This window comes from Sphingomonas sp. 179-I 2A4 NHS (genome assembly GCF_045369135.1).
In the GTDB taxonomy this organism is placed as follows: Bacteria; Pseudomonadota; Alphaproteobacteria; order Sphingomonadales; family Sphingomonadaceae; genus Sphingomonas.
Window position 1 is genome coordinate 159,755 of the sequence record NZ_JBIQFL010000004.1, and the last position, 16,657, is coordinate 176,411.

The 16,657-nt window shown below is 66.7% G+C and carries 15 protein-coding genes; 11 read left to right on the forward strand and 4 right to left on the reverse strand.

Going from position 1 to position 16,657, the window contains the following annotated elements; translation table 11 throughout:
• Positions 1–153: 153 nt before the first annotated feature.
• Entirely contained in the window at positions 154–1,536 is a 1,383-nt protein-coding gene (locus tag ACH0CP_RS09425) for a M17 family metallopeptidase (RefSeq protein WP_294442447.1), read from the reverse strand.
• A gap of 77 nt (positions 1,537–1,613) precedes the next feature.
• Between ACH0CP_RS09425 and trxB the strand changes: the two genes are divergently transcribed.
• Positions 1,614–2,582 carry a thioredoxin-disulfide reductase gene (trxB, locus tag ACH0CP_RS09430; RefSeq protein ID WP_294442504.1) on the forward strand — a complete coding sequence of 323 codons (969 nt, stop codon included), beginning with the start codon at positions 1,614–1,616 and terminating at the stop codon, positions 2,580–2,582.
• 106 nt (positions 2,583–2,688) lie between these two features.
• Positions 2,689–4,203, forward strand: coding sequence for a S10 family peptidase (locus ACH0CP_RS09435; RefSeq protein WP_406888505.1), 1,515 nt, complete (start codon positions 2,689–2,691; stop codon positions 4,201–4,203).
• Here the strand turns inward: ACH0CP_RS09435 and ACH0CP_RS09440 are convergent.
• Genes ACH0CP_RS09440 through ACH0CP_RS09450 form a run of 3 tightly spaced genes read right to left on the reverse strand, consistent with a single transcriptional unit; the run spans position 4,187 to position 5,930 of the window.
• Positions 4,187–4,972, reverse strand: a complete 786-nt coding sequence (locus ACH0CP_RS09440; RefSeq protein ID WP_294442445.1) for a hydrolase 1, exosortase A system-associated — start codon at positions 4,970–4,972, stop codon at positions 4,187–4,189. The genes ACH0CP_RS09435 and ACH0CP_RS09440 overlap by 17 nt on opposite strands.
• The gene (locus ACH0CP_RS09445) at positions 4,969–5,652 is read right to left on the reverse strand and encodes a hypothetical protein (RefSeq protein WP_294442444.1); all 684 of its coding nucleotides are present in this window, start codon (positions 5,650–5,652) and stop codon (positions 4,969–4,971) included. Before ACH0CP_RS09445 ends, ACH0CP_RS09440 begins: the two co-directional genes overlap by 4 nt.
• Positions 5,653–5,657: 5 nt before the next feature.
• Positions 5,658–5,930: an acyl carrier protein gene (locus tag ACH0CP_RS09450; RefSeq protein WP_294442443.1), complete on the reverse strand. Its 273-nt coding sequence runs from the start codon at positions 5,928–5,930 to the stop codon at positions 5,658–5,660.
• A gap of 78 nt (positions 5,931–6,008) precedes the next feature.
• Between ACH0CP_RS09450 and ACH0CP_RS09455 the strand changes: the two genes are divergently transcribed.
• The 9 genes from ACH0CP_RS09455 (at position 6,009) to ACH0CP_RS09495 (ending at position 16,656) form a co-directional block, all read left to right on the forward strand.
• The gene (locus ACH0CP_RS09455; protein ID WP_294442442.1) at positions 6,009–7,523 is read left to right on the forward strand and encodes an acyl-CoA ligase (AMP-forming), exosortase A system-associated; all 1,515 of its coding nucleotides are present in this window, start codon (positions 6,009–6,011) and stop codon (positions 7,521–7,523) included.
• Complete coding sequence (locus tag ACH0CP_RS09460) at positions 7,520–8,740, forward strand: pyridoxal-dependent decarboxylase, exosortase A system-associated (protein ID WP_406875649.1); 1,221 nt, start codon at positions 7,520–7,522, stop codon at positions 8,738–8,740. The genes ACH0CP_RS09455 and ACH0CP_RS09460 overlap by 4 nt, the downstream gene beginning before the upstream one ends.
• A gap of 110 nt (positions 8,741–8,850) precedes the next feature.
• Positions 8,851–9,495 carry an XrtA/PEP-CTERM system exopolysaccharide export protein gene (locus tag ACH0CP_RS09465; protein ID WP_294442440.1) on the forward strand — a complete coding sequence of 215 codons (645 nt, stop codon included), beginning with the start codon at positions 8,851–8,853 and terminating at the stop codon, positions 9,493–9,495.
• Positions 9,496–9,505: 10 nt separating this feature from the next.
• A complete protein-coding gene (locus tag ACH0CP_RS09470) occupies positions 9,506–11,023 on the forward strand; it encodes an XrtA system polysaccharide chain length determinant (protein WP_294442439.1) in 1,518 nt (505 codons plus the stop codon).
• Complete coding sequence (locus tag ACH0CP_RS09475; protein ID WP_294442438.1) at positions 11,020–12,063, forward strand: AAA family ATPase; 1,044 nt, start codon at positions 11,020–11,022, stop codon at positions 12,061–12,063. The genes ACH0CP_RS09470 and ACH0CP_RS09475 overlap by 4 nt, the downstream gene beginning before the upstream one ends.
• A 1-nt stretch (position 12,064) precedes the next feature.
• Positions 12,065–13,693: a hypothetical protein gene (locus ACH0CP_RS09480; RefSeq protein ID WP_294442437.1), complete on the forward strand. Its 1,629-nt coding sequence runs from the start codon at positions 12,065–12,067 to the stop codon at positions 13,691–13,693.
• A gap of 11 nt (positions 13,694–13,704) precedes the next feature.
• The gene (locus tag ACH0CP_RS09485) at positions 13,705–14,766 is read left to right on the forward strand and encodes an ExeA family protein (protein ID WP_294442436.1); all 1,062 of its coding nucleotides are present in this window, start codon (positions 13,705–13,707) and stop codon (positions 14,764–14,766) included.
• 1 nt (position 14,767) lies between these two features.
• Complete coding sequence (locus tag ACH0CP_RS09490) at positions 14,768–15,640, forward strand: XrtA system polysaccharide deacetylase (protein ID WP_294442503.1); 873 nt, start codon at positions 14,768–14,770, stop codon at positions 15,638–15,640.
• Positions 15,637–16,656 carry a FemAB family XrtA/PEP-CTERM system-associated protein gene (locus tag ACH0CP_RS09495; protein ID WP_294442435.1) on the forward strand — a complete coding sequence of 340 codons (1,020 nt, stop codon included), beginning with the start codon at positions 15,637–15,639 and terminating at the stop codon, positions 16,654–16,656. The genes ACH0CP_RS09490 and ACH0CP_RS09495 overlap by 4 nt, the downstream gene beginning before the upstream one ends.
• The last annotated feature ends 1 nt before the right edge of the window (position 16,657 follow it).

The following is a 16,657-nucleotide window of genomic DNA, read 5'->3' on the forward strand; positions in this document are numbered from 1 at the left end:
ACGCCAGAGCCTCAACTTCCTCAACATTCGCGGCGCCGCGCCGCGCTCGAAGTGGGCGCTGAGCGGTGCACGCACCGGCGAAATCCGAATGTTGAGGCCGGCGTGAAAAACGCGCCCGCGCCTCAACTTCCTCAACATTTGCGCTGTCGTGCCTCAGCCGAAGCGGGTCTTCAGCAGGCCCCACGCGGCGCGCAGGCCAAGCGCGTCGCCGCCCTTCGGCCGGCCCGGCTTCGAAGCGGGGCGCCAGGCGAACGTGTCGACATGCGCCCACGGCACCTGTTTGGGCACGAACCGGCGCAGGAACAGCGCGGCCGTCACCGCCCCGGCGAAACCACCCTCGGGCGCATTGACCATGTCCGCCACGTCGGATTTCAGCATGTCGTCATAGCCGTCCCACAAAGGCAGCCGCCACAGCGGATCATGCGCCCCCTCTGCCGCGGCCAGGAAGTCCGCGGCCAGCGCCTCGTCATTGGCGAACACCGGCGGCAGATCGGGGCCGAGCGCGACGCGCGCAGCGCCGGTCAGGGTCGCGAAATCGAGGATCAGCGCCGGCTCGTCTTCGCCTGCCCTGGCAAGCGCGTCGCCCAGGATCAGCCGCCCTTCGGCGTCCGTATTGGTGTTCTCCACTGTCAGCCCCAGCCGGCTGCGCAGAACATCGCCCGGGCGGAAGGCGTGGCCCGCGACCGCATTCTCCACCGCCGGCACCAGCAGGTGGAGCCGCACCTTCAGTTTCGCCGCCATGACGAGCCCGGCCAGCGCGATCATGTGCGCTGCGCCGCCCATGTCCTTCTTCATCAGCCGCATCCCGGCCGAGGTCTTGATGTCGAGGCCGCCGGAATCGAAGCAGACGCCCTTGCCGACCAGTGCCACGCGCGGGTGCGCAGGATCGCCCCATTCCAGCTCGATCAGCCGCGGCGCGCGATCCTTGGATGCTGCCTGGCCCACCACGTGGATCATCGGGTAACCCTCGGCCAGCGCATCGCCGCGGGTCACGCTGGTCGTGGCGCCATGCTTCTTGGCCAGGGTGTCGACGATCGCCTCGAGTTCGGCCGGCCCCAGGTCGGAGGCACCGGTGTCGACGAGATCGCGCACCAGCGCGGTCGCCTCCGCCAGTCGCACCGTCTCCTCGATCCGCGCCGGCTCGCCGGTCAGCAGCACGCGCGGCGCCTGCGGTTCCGCCTTGCGGTAGCGCGTGAAGCGGTGCTGGGCGAGACACCAGCCGAGCATCGCTGCGCCCGGCTCGCCGTCGGCCAGCCGGTACGTTCCTTCGGGCAGCCCGTCACCCAGCGAGGCGATGCGCCATGGCGAGGTCACGTCCTCGTTGCACACCAGCAGCATCGCCCAATCGTCCGCCGCGTCGCCGGGCAGGATCGCGCGATTGCCCGCCTTGCCCACCACCTTGTTGGCCGCGACCGCCGTGCGCGTGCGCGCCGGCTGCTGCGCCAGCCACACCTCGAAGCGATCCGGGTGAACGACATGGATGGTGCGCGCGGGCTGTCCGCGATCGGGGCTGAGGAACTGTGAAAAGTCGGTCATGGGGGGAGCAAAGCAGGACTTGTGTCGTGGCGCAATGCAAGGTTCCCATGGCCGGTGCCGCATCCTACATCGCGGGCATGACCACCCATACGACTCGCATGCTCATCCTCGGTTCCGGTCCGGCCGGGCTTTCTGCCGCCATCTATGGCGCGCGTGCCGGGATGAAGCCGATCCTCGTCCAGGGCATCCAGCCCGGCGGCCAACTGATGACGACGACCGATGTCGAGAACTACCCCGGCTTCGCGGACGTTATCCAGGGCCCGTGGCTGATGGAGCAGATGCAGAAGCAGGCCGAACATGTCGGCACCACGCTGATGTGGGACACGATCGTCGAGGTCGATCTGACCCGCCGTCCGTTCCGCCTGATCGGCGACAGTGGCGACGTGTACGAGGGCGAGGTGCTGGTGATCGCCACCGGCGCGCAGGCCAAGTGGCTCGGCCTCGCCAGCGAGGATGCGATGAAGGGCAAGGGTGTCAGCGCCTGCGCCACCTGCGACGGCTTCTTCTATCGCGGCAAGAAGGTGGCGGTGATCGGCGGCGGCAACACCGCGGTGGAGGAAGCGCTTTACCTCACCAACCATTCCGACGACGTGACGCTGATCCACCGCCGCGATTCGCTGCGCGCCGAGAAGATCCTGCAGGAACGGCTGTTCGCGCATCCCAACGTGAAGGTGTTGTGGAACAAGGAAGTGCGCGAGTTCGTGGACGGCGGCGGCAATGCCGGCCTGGTCGCGCTCGATCTCGTCGACACGGTGACGGGCGAGCATTCCCGCCTCGACGTGGAGGGTGGGTTCGTCGCCATCGGCCATCACCCGGCGACCGAGCTCTTCCGCGGACATCTCGAGCTTGACGAGGACCATTACATCAAGGTCGAGAAGGGCTCGACGCGCACCAGCGTGCCGGGCGTGTTCGCCTGCGGCGACGTGATGGACAAGACGTACCGCCAGGCAGTGACGGCGGCGGGCACCGGCTGCATGGCCGCGCTCGATGCGGAGCGCTTCCTGGCCGAGGCCGATTTCGAAAAGCTGGCCGAAGCTGCGGAATAACCTTCTTTCTCCGTCCTGTGGGCTTGACCCACGGCCCCGCTTCTTCCCATCAGGAGGGGAAGCGGGGGTGCCGGGTAAAGACCCGGCACGACGAAGAGGGGGTTTCATGAAGTTTCGTATCGCGCTCGCGATGGGCGCCGCATTGTTTGCCGTGCCGCTCACTGCGCAGGACAAGCCTGACGCGAAGGCCGAGAAGGCCGAGGCTCCGGCAATCCCGCCGCCTGTCGTCTCGGTCACCCGCCATTCCGGCACCTTCGGCGGCACGCGGATCAACTATCGCGCGATTGCCGGCGAAACCTACCTCAAGGACAAGGACGGCAAGCCGCTCGCGGCGATCACCTCCTACAGCTACATCAAGGAAGGCCCGGTTGATCCGAAGCGGCCGGTGACGTTCCTGTGGAACGGCGGCCCCGGTTCCGGCTCGCTGTGGCTGCACATGGGGGCCTTCGGCCCGCGCCGGGTGGTGATTCCTTCGGACGCGAAGGACGATGGCGCGCCGCCCTATCCGATCGTCGACAATCCCGATTCGCTGCTGGACGTCACCGACATCGTCTTCATCGATCCGGTCGGAACGGGGTTCAGCCGCGCGCTCGGCAAGACCGATCTCAAGGATTATTGGGGCGTCACCAAGGATGCCAAGTCCATGGCCGACTTCATCCGGCTGTGGCTGAACGCGAATGGCCGCTGGAATGCGCCGAAGTTCATCGGTGGCGAAAGCTACGGCACCACCCGGTCGGCAGCCGTGATCAATGAACTCGAGGGCGCCGGCTTCACCGACGTCTCGGTAAACGGGATCATCCTCATCTCCTCGATCCTCGACTTTAGTGTCGCGGCCGATACGCCGGGGAACGAGCTTGGCTATGTGACCAACCTGCCGTCGATGGCGGCAACCGCATGGTATCACAACAAGGTCGCCAACCGCCCGGCGACCGTCGAGGAGTTCGTTGCCGAGGCGAAGGCCTTTGCGATCGGCCCCTATGCCTCTGCGCTCCTCAAGGGAAATGCGCTGACCGCCGAAGAACGCCAGCAGGTCCTGCCGCAGTTGTCGCGCTATACCGGTGTCTCCCAGGATTACCTCGCTCGCGCTGACCTGCGCCTGTCGCCGGGCCGCTTCTATAAGGAGCTGCTGCGCGATCGCGGGCAGACGATCGGCCGGCTCGACACGCGTTATCTTGGCAAGGACTATGATGACGCCGGGGAGGAGCCGGACAATGATCCGAGCTTCTACGCCATCGACGGCGCCTATACCGCGGCGATGAACCAGCACTCGCGCGAGGTGCTGAAATATTCGCCCGACATCACGTATACCTCCATCGGTGGCGTGCGCGATTGGGACTGGAAGATCGGCGGGCCGCGCGGCGGTGAGGGGTATCTCAACGTTGCGCCGTACATCGGCCGCGCGCTGCGCGAGAACAGCGGCCTGCGCGTGTTCGTCGGCCAGGGCTATTATGATTTCGCCACGCCGTTCTTCGGGGCGGAATATTCGCTGAACCGCACGGGTATTCCGAATGACGGTCGCATCACCTGGCATTGGTACCACGCGGGACACATGATGTACGTGCGCGACGAGGATCTGCGGAAGCTGTCGAACGATATCCGCGCGTTTATTCGCGCGCGGTAATCACCTGGCGAATCACCGCTTCAAGCGCCGCGTCATCCCCGCGGCGCGCGAAGCTGTGCGAATCGGTGTCGATCATGACGGTGCGGGGCGCGATGCCGTGCCGCCGCGCCGCGTCGCCGTAAGCGATTGCGGTCGCATCACCGCGAGCGAGCACGATCATCGCGTCGTCGCCCCAGCCACGGATCGCGTCCAGCGTTTTGCTGGTGAGGTCCGTTTCCGCCGCAGGCTTGGTGATGCTCAACAGCCCGCGCGCCAGCTTCGGCAACGACACGCCCCTTCGCGCGATTCGAGCCCAAGCGGCCGGGCTGCGCAGCTGTGCGGCATAATGTGCGCGGACGGCCGCCGGCGGGGGCAGGTCGGATGCCGGTTCGACAACCCATGGATTGGCAAGGACAACCGCCTCGCAACCCGCCTCGCGTCCCCACCAGGCAAGGGTGGTGGCCGCGTCACAATTGCCGAAGCCGGCCAGGTGCGTGACGTTAGGCGCTGCGGAGCGAAAAGCGTGCGCTGCGGCCAGAAGATCATTCCGCGCGCCTGCGTACCCGGTATTGCTGCCGCTCGAATCGCCGATGCCGCGACGGTCGTAGCGGAACACGGGAAAGCCGCTCGCGGCCAAACGCGCCGCCAGCATCGCCATGCCGCGATGCGCGCCGCAGCGGATTTCGTTGCCGCCGGTGACGATCAGCAGACCGGTTTTTCCCCGTGCATCGTCGAGCGTGCCGACGAGGCTTTCCCCGGCGCAGGGGAAAGTCAGGTGCCGGCGGCTCATTGCTGCGCCGACCCGCCCGCACAAGCGGCGATCCAGTCTGCGATATCCTCCGCGACCTGCTGCTGAAAAACGGGGTCACTGTCCGGCTCGCTTGCTCTCCACAGCGGCGCAGCGGCCAGTTTTCGATCCGTGGCCTTCGCATCGCTTTCAAGACGCACGACCCGCAATAGACCGCTGGAAGTAGGTTGCGCGGCGGCCAGCCCCTCGATCATCGCGTCGGACAACAGATTGCCGGCATAATCCTCGCCGCCACCCAGGCCCCGCACGCGGGCGAGTTCGCGCATCAGGTCGGCGCCCGACTGTGGGGCGAGATACCAGCGGCTGGCAACATCGGCTGCGCTGTCCACCAGCGCACCGCTGCGCCAAGCGACCACGTGCACCGGTTGTGGCACGGCGGCGCAGGCTGCGGCGAAGGCTTCGCGCCAGTCGACCAGGCTAACGTCTGACGTCCGCTTCAGACTTTCGCCGGTCCCGGGCAGATCGGGCAGGGCACTCCCGATGCCGCGGGCGGCAAGCCGGCGCAGCACGTCGACCATGGCGGCGCGGGTTCGGTTCGCCTCCTCGAACATCGGAAGCGCTGCCACGATGGTCGGGCCATGCCGCGGTCCGAGCCGAAGCACCGCTTCGCGCCCGCCGGCATGGTCGTAGGAGTCGATGTGAAGGCCGGTCGTGCCGGCCATAGGGATCAGACCAGTGCCTTGGCGGCGGCAAAAGTGGTGAGCGCGCCAAACGTCTCGAGCATGTCGCCATCGACCTCGTCATCATCGACGACGATGCCCAGCCGATCCTCGATCTCGGTCAGCACGCCGGCAACCGCCATCGAATCGAGCTCAGGCAGCGCGCCGAACAGCGGGGTCGTGTCATCGAACGCCGCTACGCGCTCGTCGGACAGGCCGAGCACATCCTTCAATACCGCGCGAACCGTCGCGTCGACTTCCGTTTTTCCTTCCGGAATCACCTTCGTCCCCTCGGTTATGTTGCAGTGCGTTAAGCCGGGGGGATGAAATCCGCAACGCCCCGGCGCTATGGGTGTCCGATGGTCCCGCTCGACACAAATGCAAAGCCGATCGATCGCGTGCTTGCCGGCGCGTCCGATGCGCCGGCGCTCATCGACCGCGCCGGCACGCTGAGCTATGCGGAGGTGGAGGCGAGGGTGGCGCGGCTCGCGGGCTGGCTCGCGGCGCAGGGTTTCGCGCCGGGCGACCGTGTGGCGACGTGGCTGCCGAAGACGCGCGAGGCGTGCCTGATGCCGCTGGCCGCGCCGCGCGCCGGGCTGGTGCACGTGCCGATCAACCCGCTGCTGAAGCGCGCACAGGTCGCGCATATTCTTCACGATAGCGGTGCCCGATTGCTGCTGACCCAGGCCGCGAGGTCGGCCACGCTTGAGCCGGGCGATATCGGCCAAGCGGCTGTGCACGATGTAGCAGGCGAGGGTGATCCGCTGCCTCCCTCTGATGCGGATCCAGCTAGTCTCGCGGCCATCCTCTACACCTCTGGTTCTACTGGGCGTCCGAAAGGGGTGATGCTGAGCCACGCCAATCTGTGGCTCGGAGCAAACAGTGTCGCGCACTACCTGGGGCTGGCACCGGATGACGTGGTGCTCGGCGTGCTCCCGTTGAGCTTCGACTATGGCCAGAACCAGCTATTTTCCACTTGGGCCGCCGGCGCGGCGGTGGCGCCGCTCGACTATCTCACCGCGCGGGACGTGGTGAAGGCGGTAGACCGAGTGGGCGCGACGACATTGGCTGGTGTACCGCCCTTGTGGGTGCAACTTCTCGAAGCGGATTGGCCGATGGAGACGGCTGCGCGCCTGCGTCGGCTGACCAACTCCGGCGGTGCGCTGACGGTGCGGATGGTCCGTTTGCTTCGCGAACGTTTTCCGGCGGCGGATCTCTACCCGATGTACGGTCTGACCGAGGCGTTCCGCTCGACCTATTTGTCGCCCGCGCTGGCCGATTCGCATCCAGAGTCGATCGGACGCGCAGTCCCGCATGCCGAGGTGATAGTGGTACGGGGAGACGGCAGCCGCGCCGCACACGGGGAACCGGGGGAATTGGTTCATGCTGGCCCGCTGGTGGCGCAAGGTTATTGGAAGGATCCGGAGCGGACGGCGGCGCGGTTTCGGCCGGCACCGAAATCGTCGAGATATGGCGGGACGGCGGTTTGGTCAGGCGACACCGTGGTTGAGGACGCCGAGGGCCTGCTGCGGTTCGTCGGGCGTGACGACGAGATGATTAAATCTGCCGGCAACCGGATCAGCCCGGTGGAGGTTGAGGAAGCCGTCGTGGCCGGTGGCGAAGCGCTGGAAGCCGTGGCGATCGGCGTGCCCGATCCGCGGCTCGGGCAGGCGATCGTGGTGGTCGCACGCGGCGACGGGACACGCGACGGCGAGTTGCGTGAGCGGCTGAAGCGTGAGTTGCCGAACTTCATGCAGCCGGCTCGTTTCGTATGGCTGGACGAGCTGCCGCGGAACGCGAATGGCAAGCTGGACCGCGCCAGCCTCACCACCAGTGTGCGTGCTGCTGCGAAGGCGAAGGAGGCATCGTCGTGAGCAAACCGTTCGGTCCTCTGCCGCCGGAGTTCGCAGGCCAATCGGGCGATCTCGTCATCGGCGGGCGTAGCGCCAACGACTGGGTAAGCGAGTACGGCTCACCGCTGTTCGTCTATGATCCCGCGATCGTCGCCGCGCGTGTCGCTGTCTTTCGTGCGGCCTTCCCTGCCGTCGATCTTCATTACGCGATCAAGGCCAACCCATGGGCCCCCTGGCTCGCCGCCGTTGCACCCCTGGTCGATGGGCTGGACGTAGCATCGGGCGGGGAACTGGCGAATGCACTTCAGGTGAAGCCTGCCGCCGGGATCAGCTTCGCCGGGCCGGGAAAGCGGGACGCGGAGCTGGAAGCGGCGATCACGACCGGCGCGACGCTGAACGTCGAGTCTGCCGGGGAGGCGCGGCGGGCGCTTGCAATCGGCGACCGCACTGGCGTGACTCCCCGTCTCGCCGTCCGCGTCAATCCGGACATGGAGCTCAAGGGTTCGGGCATGAAGATGGGCGGTCGCCCGTCACCCTTCGGGATCGATGCTGAGCAGGCTGGCGCGGTTGTGCGAGAGATTGTCGCAGCCGGCGCAGAATGGCGCGGCTTCCATATCTTCGCCGGAAGCCAAGCTCTCGATACGACGGCGATCATCGATACGCAGGCGGCAACGCTCGCGCTTGCCGCCCGCCTAGCAGATGAAGCTGGCAAAGCGCCGCCGCTCGTTAATCTCGGCGGCGGGTTCGGCATTCCCTACTTCCCAGGCGACACGCCGGTGGACGTGGCCTGCGTTGGCGAGGCGCTCAGCGAGGCGCTTGCCGCACGGGCATCAATCCTTGCGGATAGCCGCTTCGCGATTGAACTCGGCCGCTGGCTCGTGGGCGAAAGCGGCGTCTACCTGACGCAGGTAGTGGATCGGAAGGAGAGCCGCGGGGAAACATTCATCGTCGTCGACGGTGGCCTACACCATCAATTGGCCGCCAGCGGCAACTTCGGGACGGTGGTCCGGCGGAATTATCCGGTGGCCGTCGCACATAAGATGACCGCAGATGGCGCGGAAACGGTATCCGTTGTAGGGTGCCTGTGCACGCCGCTCGACCGGTTGGCGGATCGGGTCGTGTTGCCGCATGCCGACGTGGGTGATGTGATTGCGATCTTCCTGGCGGGGGCCTATGGCCTCACCGCCAGCCCAACTGCCTTCCTTGGGCATCCCATTGCGGGACAGGTCATCGCCTAGCCTGTCCTAAACGCTATCTTCACCTCTTTCTTTGATATCCGGAGGAGAGCGCAACCGGCCGAGAGGCAGAATCTCCGGCTGGTCAGAAGGCGCCGACGGAGGTTTTTGCAATGCGTTTCTCGCGTGGTTCCAGGGTCCTGCTTACGGCGTCGCTGGCGTCGACGGCGCTTGCCGGGTGCATGAGTGCGCGCCCGGCAGCCGAGCTGCCGCCGGCAGCCTTTGTGGCCAGCAAGGAGCAGCCGGGCGAGGAATATGTCATCGGCCCGCTCGATTCGCTGCAGATCTTCGTGTGGCGCAATCCGGAGCTCTCGGCTAAGGTGCAGGTGCGCCCCGATGGCCGGATCACGACCCCGCTCGTCAACGACATGCCGGCGGTGGGCAAGACGCCGGCGATGCTGGCGGACGACATGAAGCTGGCGCTACGCCAGTACATCAACGATCCGATCGTCAGCGTCATCGTCGACAGCTTCTCGGGCACGTACAGCCAGCAGATCCGCATCGTCGGTGCGACGGAGAAGCCCGCGTCGCTGCCGTATCGCGCCAACATGACGCTGCTCGATGCCATGATCGCCGTTGGCGGGCTCAACGAATATGCCGCGGGCAACCGCGCCCGGCTGGTTCGCTATGACCGCGCGACCGGCAAGCAGAAGGAATACAACCTTCGCCTGAACCGCCTGCTCAAGAACGGCGACGCCTCCGCCAATGTGCGGCTGGAGCCGGGCGACGTGATCATCATTCCCGAAAGCATGTTCTGAGGCGATCGGCGTGAACGGTCTGTTCGAAGAAGTGAGGATCGCGCTGCACGCGATCTGGACGCGGCGCTGGCTGGCGCTGGCCGTCGCTTGGGCGATCTGCGTGCTCGGGTGGCTGGTGGTGAGCCAGGTGCCGAGCCGCTACGAGAGCCGTGCGCGCGTGTTCGTTCAGATGCGCTCGATCCTGCCGAGCGGAACCGATCCCGGGGCGCTGGGTGATCAGCAGCGTGACGTGGACACCGTCCGTCAGACTCTGACCTCGTCGGTGAACCTGCAGAAGGTCGTCCGCGGTACGGACCTCGCCAAGACCGTGTCGAACGATCGCGAAGTGGCAGACCGCGCCGCAGGCCTCCAGAACTCGATCAAGATCACCGCGCAGCAGGACAATCTGTTTGAGATCGTCACGACGGCGGCAACGCCGAAGCTGGCGAGCAGCATCACGCAGAAACTGATCGACATCTTCGTGGAGACGAACTTGTCGGGCGACCGGACGCAGAACAGCCAGACTCTGCAATTCCTAGACGGGCAGCTTCAGGCGCTTGGCGCGAAGCTGCAGGACGCCGAGGCGAAGCGTGCGGATTTCCAGAACCGCTATCTCGGCTCGCTGCCAGGCACCGGGTCGGTGAGCGATCGGATCGGTGCGGCGCGGGCGCAGGTGAGCCAGGTGGACGGCGATCTCGCGGCGGCGAACTCCAGCCTCGCCGCCCTTCAGGGTCAACTCGCCGGTACACCGCCGACGATCGCAGGACCGGGGATCGCGCCGGGCGTGGGCCCAGCACGCGCGCGGGTTGCTGCGATCCAGGGCCAGCTCGCCGACGCGCGCGGCCGTGGTTACACCGAGAATCATCCCGATGTGGTCGCGCTCAAGTCGCAGCTGTCGCAGGCACAGGCCGCGGCCCGCGGCGAGCCGGCGGGTGCCGCTGCCGGCGGGTCGCCCAATCCGGCGTATCTCTCGCTCCAGTCGATGCTGGCGGATCGCCAAGCGGCGGTGGCGGCGCTTCGCATGCGCCGCCAGCAGCTGCAGGCCGATCTGGATACGCTGAACGCGAAGCTTTCGGGTGATCCGGAGGTGGCGGCGCAGCAGGGCGAGATCGAGCGCAACTACACCGTACTGAAGGATCAATATGATCGCCTTCTTGCCCAGCGCGAGCAGGTGAACCTGCGTAGCCAGGCACAGACGCAGACCGATGCGGTTAAGTTCTCCGTGATCGATCCGCCGACCCAGCCGCGAACGCCGACTGCGCCGAATCGTCCGCTGCTGCTGACGGGGGTGCTGCTGGCTGGCATCCTTGGCAGCATCGGGGCTGCCTTCGCCATGGACAAGCTGCAGACGACCTTCCCGACCGCGCAGCGGCTGGAGAAAGCCTCTGGCATGCCGGTGATCGGATCGGTTGGCGAAATGCTGACCCGGCTTCAGGTGGAACAACGGCGCAAGAAGCTGAAGCTGTTTGCCGGCGGGGTCGGCGCGCTTGGCGTCAGCTACGTGGCACTGCTTGGCATCGAGATGCTCCAGCGAGGACTAGCGGCATGACGCAGGTTCCCAAGCGCAGCGACGAATCGCTGATCGAGCGGGCCGCGAGGGTCTATGACTTTGGCGCGCACTTGCGCCGCCGTGACACAGCATCCGACGCTTCGGTGGAGGTCCGGGCGGAAACAGATGACGCGGCCGTGCAGGCCGACGAACCGCTCGATCTGACGCTGGATCTCGTCCACGCAGCGCCGCCGCCGCCGCTTGGGGCCGAGCGGCTGTCCCCGGAAGCTGCCGCCACACTTGCCGCAATTCCGCCGGAACTGCGCGCAGGTGCTGAACCCGACACTGAGGGCGAGCTGCTGCCGCCCGGAATCGCGCACATCGATCGCACGATGCTTGCCGAGAAGGGCATGCTGGTGCCCGGCGCCCCGATCGGTGCACTGGCGGAGGAGTTCCGCCTTATCAAACGGCAGCTGCTGCTCAACGCCCGTACGATCGCCGAGGGGCAGCTTGGTCAGCGCGCACGCACCATCCTGGTCGGATCCGGCAAGCCGGGCGACGGCAAGACGTTTTGCGCGATCAACCTGGCGATCAGCCTCGCGGCCGAGCGCGACGTTGAAGTGCTGCTGGTCGACGGTGACTTCGCGAAGCCCGACGTGATGGCGTCACTCGGCCTCGACGATTCGACTGGTTTCCTCGACGTGCTGGGTGATCCGACGATTGATCCGGAAAGCTGTGTTGTCCGCACGGATGTGCCGCAGCTGTCGCTGCTGCCTGCGGGCGAGCGCACGCATTCGGATACCGAGTTGCTGGCCAGCGCACGGACCGGTGAAGTCATCGATCGCTTGCTCGCGGCCAATCCGCGGCGCCTGATCGTGTTCGATACGCCGCCGACGCTGGCTGCGTCGCCGGCATCGGTGCTGGCGCTGCACGTCGGTCAGGTGATGCTGGTGGTGCGCGCCGATCGCACCACGGAGGCGGATGTGCGGGAGGCGGTGAACCTGCTCGACGGGTGCGAGCAGATCAGCCTCGCTCTCAATTCGGTGTCCTACGAGCCGCACCGCGGCCGGTTCGGCAGCTATTATGGGCAGGAGCGGTAAGGTGCTGAGGCTGCGGGATCAGGCGCTGGCCGGTGGGATCGCGTTCGCGATGATCCTGGTGAGTGGCGTCGCGCAGGCGCAGTCGCGCAATCGCTATGTGCAGCCGTACATCGAGCTCGCCCAGGTCGTCACCGCTGATCTCTCCAATGATGATGTCGTCACCTATTCGCAGGTCGCCGCTGGCATCGATGCGGGCGTGCGCGGTCGCCGGGCCGAAGCACAGGTAAGCTATCGTTACGAACGGCGCATCCAGTGGGACGATCGCATCGGCGACGATGATGTTCACACCGGCCTTGCCCGTGGCTCGGTGCGGGTTGCGCCTGGATTTGCCTTGGAAGGGGGCGCCATTGCCACCCGTGCCCGCAGTGATATCCGCGGCGCGGCGCCGGGCAGCTTCGTCGGCAATGTCGATAATCTGACACAGGTCTATTCAGTGTACGCCGGGCCGACGGTGTCGACCAATGCGGGACCGGTGCAGATCGCCGCGTCTGCCTTCGGCGGTTACACGAAGGTCGAAGCGCCCAATGCGACGGGCGTTGCTCCTGGCCAGCCGCGGCTCGACTATTACGATGATTCCAAGAACTTCGTTGGCCAGGCCTCAGCCGGCGTCGCGGCGGGAACGGTGCTGCCGGTCGGCGTGACGGTGAGCGGCGCCTATGAGCGCGAGGATGCAGGACAGCTCGACCAGAAGTATGAGGGTTATTTCGCCCGCGGTGACGTGACGGTGCCGGTGAGCCGGACAGTCGCGATCCGCGGCGGCGCCGGATATGAGAAGATCGAGGCGACGCAGCGTGACGCGCTGGTAGACGCTAACGGCAATCCGGTGCTGGACGGCAATGGTCGCTTCGTCACCGATCCCGCGTCGCCGGAACGGATTGCCTACAACACCGATGGCCTGATCTATGACGCGGGCGTGATCTGGCGGCCAAGCCCGCGGTTCGAGCTGCAGGCGAACGCCGGTTACCGCTATGGCGGTGACATCTATTTCGGCTCGCTCAACTGGGCGATGGCGCGCGACACCGGGCTGCAGGTGGTGCTCTACGACGGGATCGAAACGTTCGGGCGCCAGCTCCGCGACGGGCTTCGCGATACGCCGACGGCATTCCAGGGCACCGCGAGCCCGTTCGGGCAGCAGTTCAACGGCTGCATCTTCGGCAGCCAGCCGGGGCAGGGCGGTGCGGGCGCCGGCGGGTGCTTCAACGACGTGTTCCTGTCGATCTCGACGGCGAGCTACCGCGCGCGTGGTATCGATGGGGTAATCTCCACCACGCGCGGGCGCACCAGCATGGGCTTCGGCGCCGGCTATGCGAACCGGAAGCTGAACGCGCCGCAGGTCGCACCCGGCACCACTGTGTTCGGCGTGACGGACGAGAGCTATTATGCCCAGCTCTTCTGGTCACGCGCGCTCAGCCGCGTGTCACAGATCGATGCAAACCTGTTCGCCAATTACTACCAGAGCGGCCTGCCGGGAGCCGATGGCGTGGTCGCGTTGAACGCCACCGGCACCTACAGCCATCGGTTTGGCCGGCTCGGCACGATTGCCTCGCTCGGCATCTACACCTTCGACCAGGAACGCTTCGACAGCCAATGGTCGGCACAGGCGCTGCTTGGCGCACGATATACATTCTGAGGAAGCCCGGCATGTACGAGGAACATTTCGGCCTAACCGACAAACCCTTCCAGCTGACGCCGGACGCGCGTTACTGGTTCGATTCCGCGACGCACAAGAAGGCGATGGCCTATCTCGGCTATGGCCTGGCCCAGGGTGAGGGCTTCATCGTCATCACCGGCGATATCGGCGCGGGCAAGACGACGCTCGTTGCGCACGTCACCGAGCAGATTGATCCGGCGAACCTCAACGTCATCAAGATCGTGTCGACCGCAATCGAGGCGGACGATCTGCTGCGCGTCGTCGCTGTCGGGCTGGACATCGAGCCCACCGGGAAGACCAAAGCCGAACTGCTGACGCTGATCGAGCGCGGCCTTCATGCGGTGGCGCGCACCGGGCGACGCACGTTGCTGATCGTGGACGAGGCGCAGGCGCTGCCGGTCTCGTCGCTCGAAGAATTGCGCATGCTGTCGAACTTCCAGGCCGGCGGGCGTGCGGTGCTGCAGATCTTCCTCCTCGGCCAGCCCGAGTTTCGCGAGCGGCTGAACGGATCGGATCGGCTGGAGCAGTTGCGGCAGCGGGTCATCGCGATCCACCATCTCGATCCGATGGCGCCTGAGGAAGTGGCCGACTACGTCGGCCACCGGCTGCGCATCGCCGGTTGGAAGGGATCACCCGACTTCGCTGAGAACGCGTTTGCGGTGTTGCACCGTGCGTCCGGAGGCGTCCCGCGGCGGCTGAACCAGTTGATGGGCCGCGTGCTGCTGCATGCCGCCATCACCGATGCCACGCTGATCGATGCCACGTTGATCAATGCCGTACGCGCCGATGCCGCGCGCGACTTGCCGAGTGCCGGCCGCGCCACACCAATCATGCGGGCGGTGCCTTCGCAGTCCGCGCCGGCAGCGGCGTCTCCGTCAGCGTCGGCTGCCGTGGACTCGGACCTGCTCGAACGGATTACCATGCTGGAGAAGCGGATCGAGGAGCAGGACGCCGCGCTTCGCCGCGTGCTGACGCTTCTGGTCGACTGGGTGGAAAGCGATGCGCCTGCGCCCCGCGGCGGGCTGGAAGCGGTGCGCGGCGCTGCTGCGTGAGATGAACGCGCCTTTGAAGCCTGCGGGCGCGCCGGCCACGCTCGTCAACGGCCTGTCCGTCGACGTCGAGGAATATTTCCAGGTCGGCGCCTTCGAGCGGACGATCGGGAAAAGCGACTGGGATCGCTGGGACAGTCGCGTCGTCGCGAATACCGGCATGGTGCTCGACCTGTTCGCCGAAAGCGGCGCCAAGGCCACATTCTTCACGCTCGGCTGGGTCGCGCATCGCCACCCTGCGCTGATCCGCCGGATCGTCACCGAGGGTCACGAGATCGCAAGCCACGGCTGGGACCATCAGCGCGTCTTCACCATGAGCGCTGAGGAGTTTCGCGCGGACCTCGCCAGGGCGCGCGCAGCGCTGGAGGATGCGGCCGGCGTCGCGATCACCGGCTATCGCGCGCCGAGCTTCTCGATCGACGCGCGCACGCCTTGGGCGCATCAGGTGCTGGCGGAGGAGGGCTATGCCTATTCGTCCAGCGTCGCGCCGGTCGCGCACGATCACTATGGCTGGCGCGATAGTCCGCGCTTTGCATGGCGGCCGCTGGCGGACAGCGACTTGATCGAGCTTCCGGTGTCGGTCGCGGAGCTTGCTGGGCGCCGGATGGCGGTGGGCGGCGGATTCTTCCGCCTGCTGCCGGCCGTGCTGACCGACACGGCGGTTCGCCAGGCGAACCGGCAGGGCCACGCCGGCATGTTCTATTTCCATCCGTGGGAGGTCGACCCGGCCCAGCCGCGGGTGCCCGGCGCGCCGCTTCGTTCGCGGCTGCGCCATTACAGCCGCTTGTCGGCGATGGCGGGCAAGCTGCGCGGTCTGGTCGGCCGGCATCCTTGGGGCCGGGTCGATGAGGTTGCTGCGATGGAGCGGCGCTGGTGAACGCGAATGCCACGATTGACCACGCGCTGATCGTGGGCGAGTCCACAGACGATGCGAGGGTCGACACCTTCGTCCGCGCGCACCCGGATGCGACACCCTTTCATCTGCCCGCATGGAGCCGCGCGGTGGAGCGCGGCTGCGGCCAGCGTGCGCGCTTCCTCGTCGGCGAACGAGCAGGAGAGATCGTCGGCCTGCTGCCGCTCACCGAGGTACGCTCGCCGCTTTTCGGCAAGTCGCTCGTCTCCGCCGGCTTCGCGGTCGATGGCGGTGTGCTGGGCGAGGGAGTGGAGCCGCTCGCCGCAGCTGCCAAAGCGCTCGGTTATCCCTCGATCGAATTGCGCGGCGGCGCGGCGCCTGTCGGGTGGACGGTCGACACGCACACCAATCTCGGTTTCGCGCGCCCGCTCGCGGCAGACGACGAGGCCGAGCTGCTGGCGATTCCCCGCAAGCAGCGCGCGGAGGTACGCAAGGCGCTGGCGAACGATCTGGAGGTGGTGACCGGCTCGCTCGGTCTCGCCGCCGAGCATTACCGGATCTACGCCGAGTCCGTCCGCAACCTTGGAACCCCGGTCTTCCCCGGCAGGATGTTCCGCGAGGTTCTGGCGACGATGGACGCCGACATCCTGACTGTACGGCACCGCGGCAAGGCGGTGGCGAGCGTCCTCAGCCTGTACTTCAACGGCACGGTTTACCCTTATTGGGGCGGGGGGACGGCGGCGGCGCGGGGGCTGCGCGCCAATGACCGGATGTATTTCGCGCTGATGGGGCATGCCCGGGCGCGCGGCTGTACGCGGTTCGACTTCGGGCGATCCAAGGCCGGGAGTGGTCCCGCCGCATTCAAGAAGAACTGGGGCTTCGAGGGCGTGCCGCTGGCCTATGCAAGATGGTCGACCGGGCCGCTGCGGGAGGTGAACCCGCACAACCCGAAATACGCCTTGATGGTGCGTGCCTGGAAGAAGCTGCCGCTGCCCGTCGCGATGCGGCTTGGCCCGTGGATCAGCCGCGGGCTGGGTTGAG

What these genes read in the sequence shown, in the direction of transcription:
- trxB (WP_294442504.1), top strand. Translation starts at nt 1,614, where the DNA reads ATGACCACCCATACGACTCGCATGCTCATCCTCGGTTCCGGTCCGGCC.
- ACH0CP_RS09435 (WP_406888505.1), top strand. Translation starts at nt 2,689, where the DNA reads ATGAAGTTTCGTATCGCGCTCGCGATGGGCGCCGCATTGTTTGCCGTG.
- ACH0CP_RS09425 (WP_294442447.1), bottom strand. Translation starts at nt 1,536, where the DNA reads ATGACCGACTTTTCACAGTTCCTCAGCCCCGATCGCGGACAGCCCGCG.
- ACH0CP_RS09485 (WP_294442436.1), top strand. Translation starts at nt 13,705, where the DNA reads ATGTACGAGGAACATTTCGGCCTAACCGACAAACCCTTCCAGCTGACG.
- ACH0CP_RS09475 (WP_294442438.1), top strand. Translation starts at nt 11,020, where the DNA reads ATGACGCAGGTTCCCAAGCGCAGCGACGAATCGCTGATCGAGCGGGCC.
- ACH0CP_RS09465 (WP_294442440.1), top strand. Translation starts at nt 8,851, where the DNA reads ATGCGTTTCTCGCGTGGTTCCAGGGTCCTGCTTACGGCGTCGCTGGCG.
- ACH0CP_RS09490 (WP_294442503.1), top strand. Translation starts at nt 14,768, where the DNA reads ATGAACGCGCCTTTGAAGCCTGCGGGCGCGCCGGCCACGCTCGTCAAC.
- ACH0CP_RS09455 (WP_294442442.1), top strand. Translation starts at nt 6,009, where the DNA reads ATGGTCCCGCTCGACACAAATGCAAAGCCGATCGATCGCGTGCTTGCC.
- ACH0CP_RS09440 (WP_294442445.1), bottom strand. Translation starts at nt 4,972, where the DNA reads ATGAGCCGCCGGCACCTGACTTTCCCCTGCGCCGGGGAAAGCCTCGTC.
- ACH0CP_RS09445 (WP_294442444.1), bottom strand. Translation starts at nt 5,652, where the DNA reads ATGGCCGGCACGACCGGCCTTCACATCGACTCCTACGACCATGCCGGC.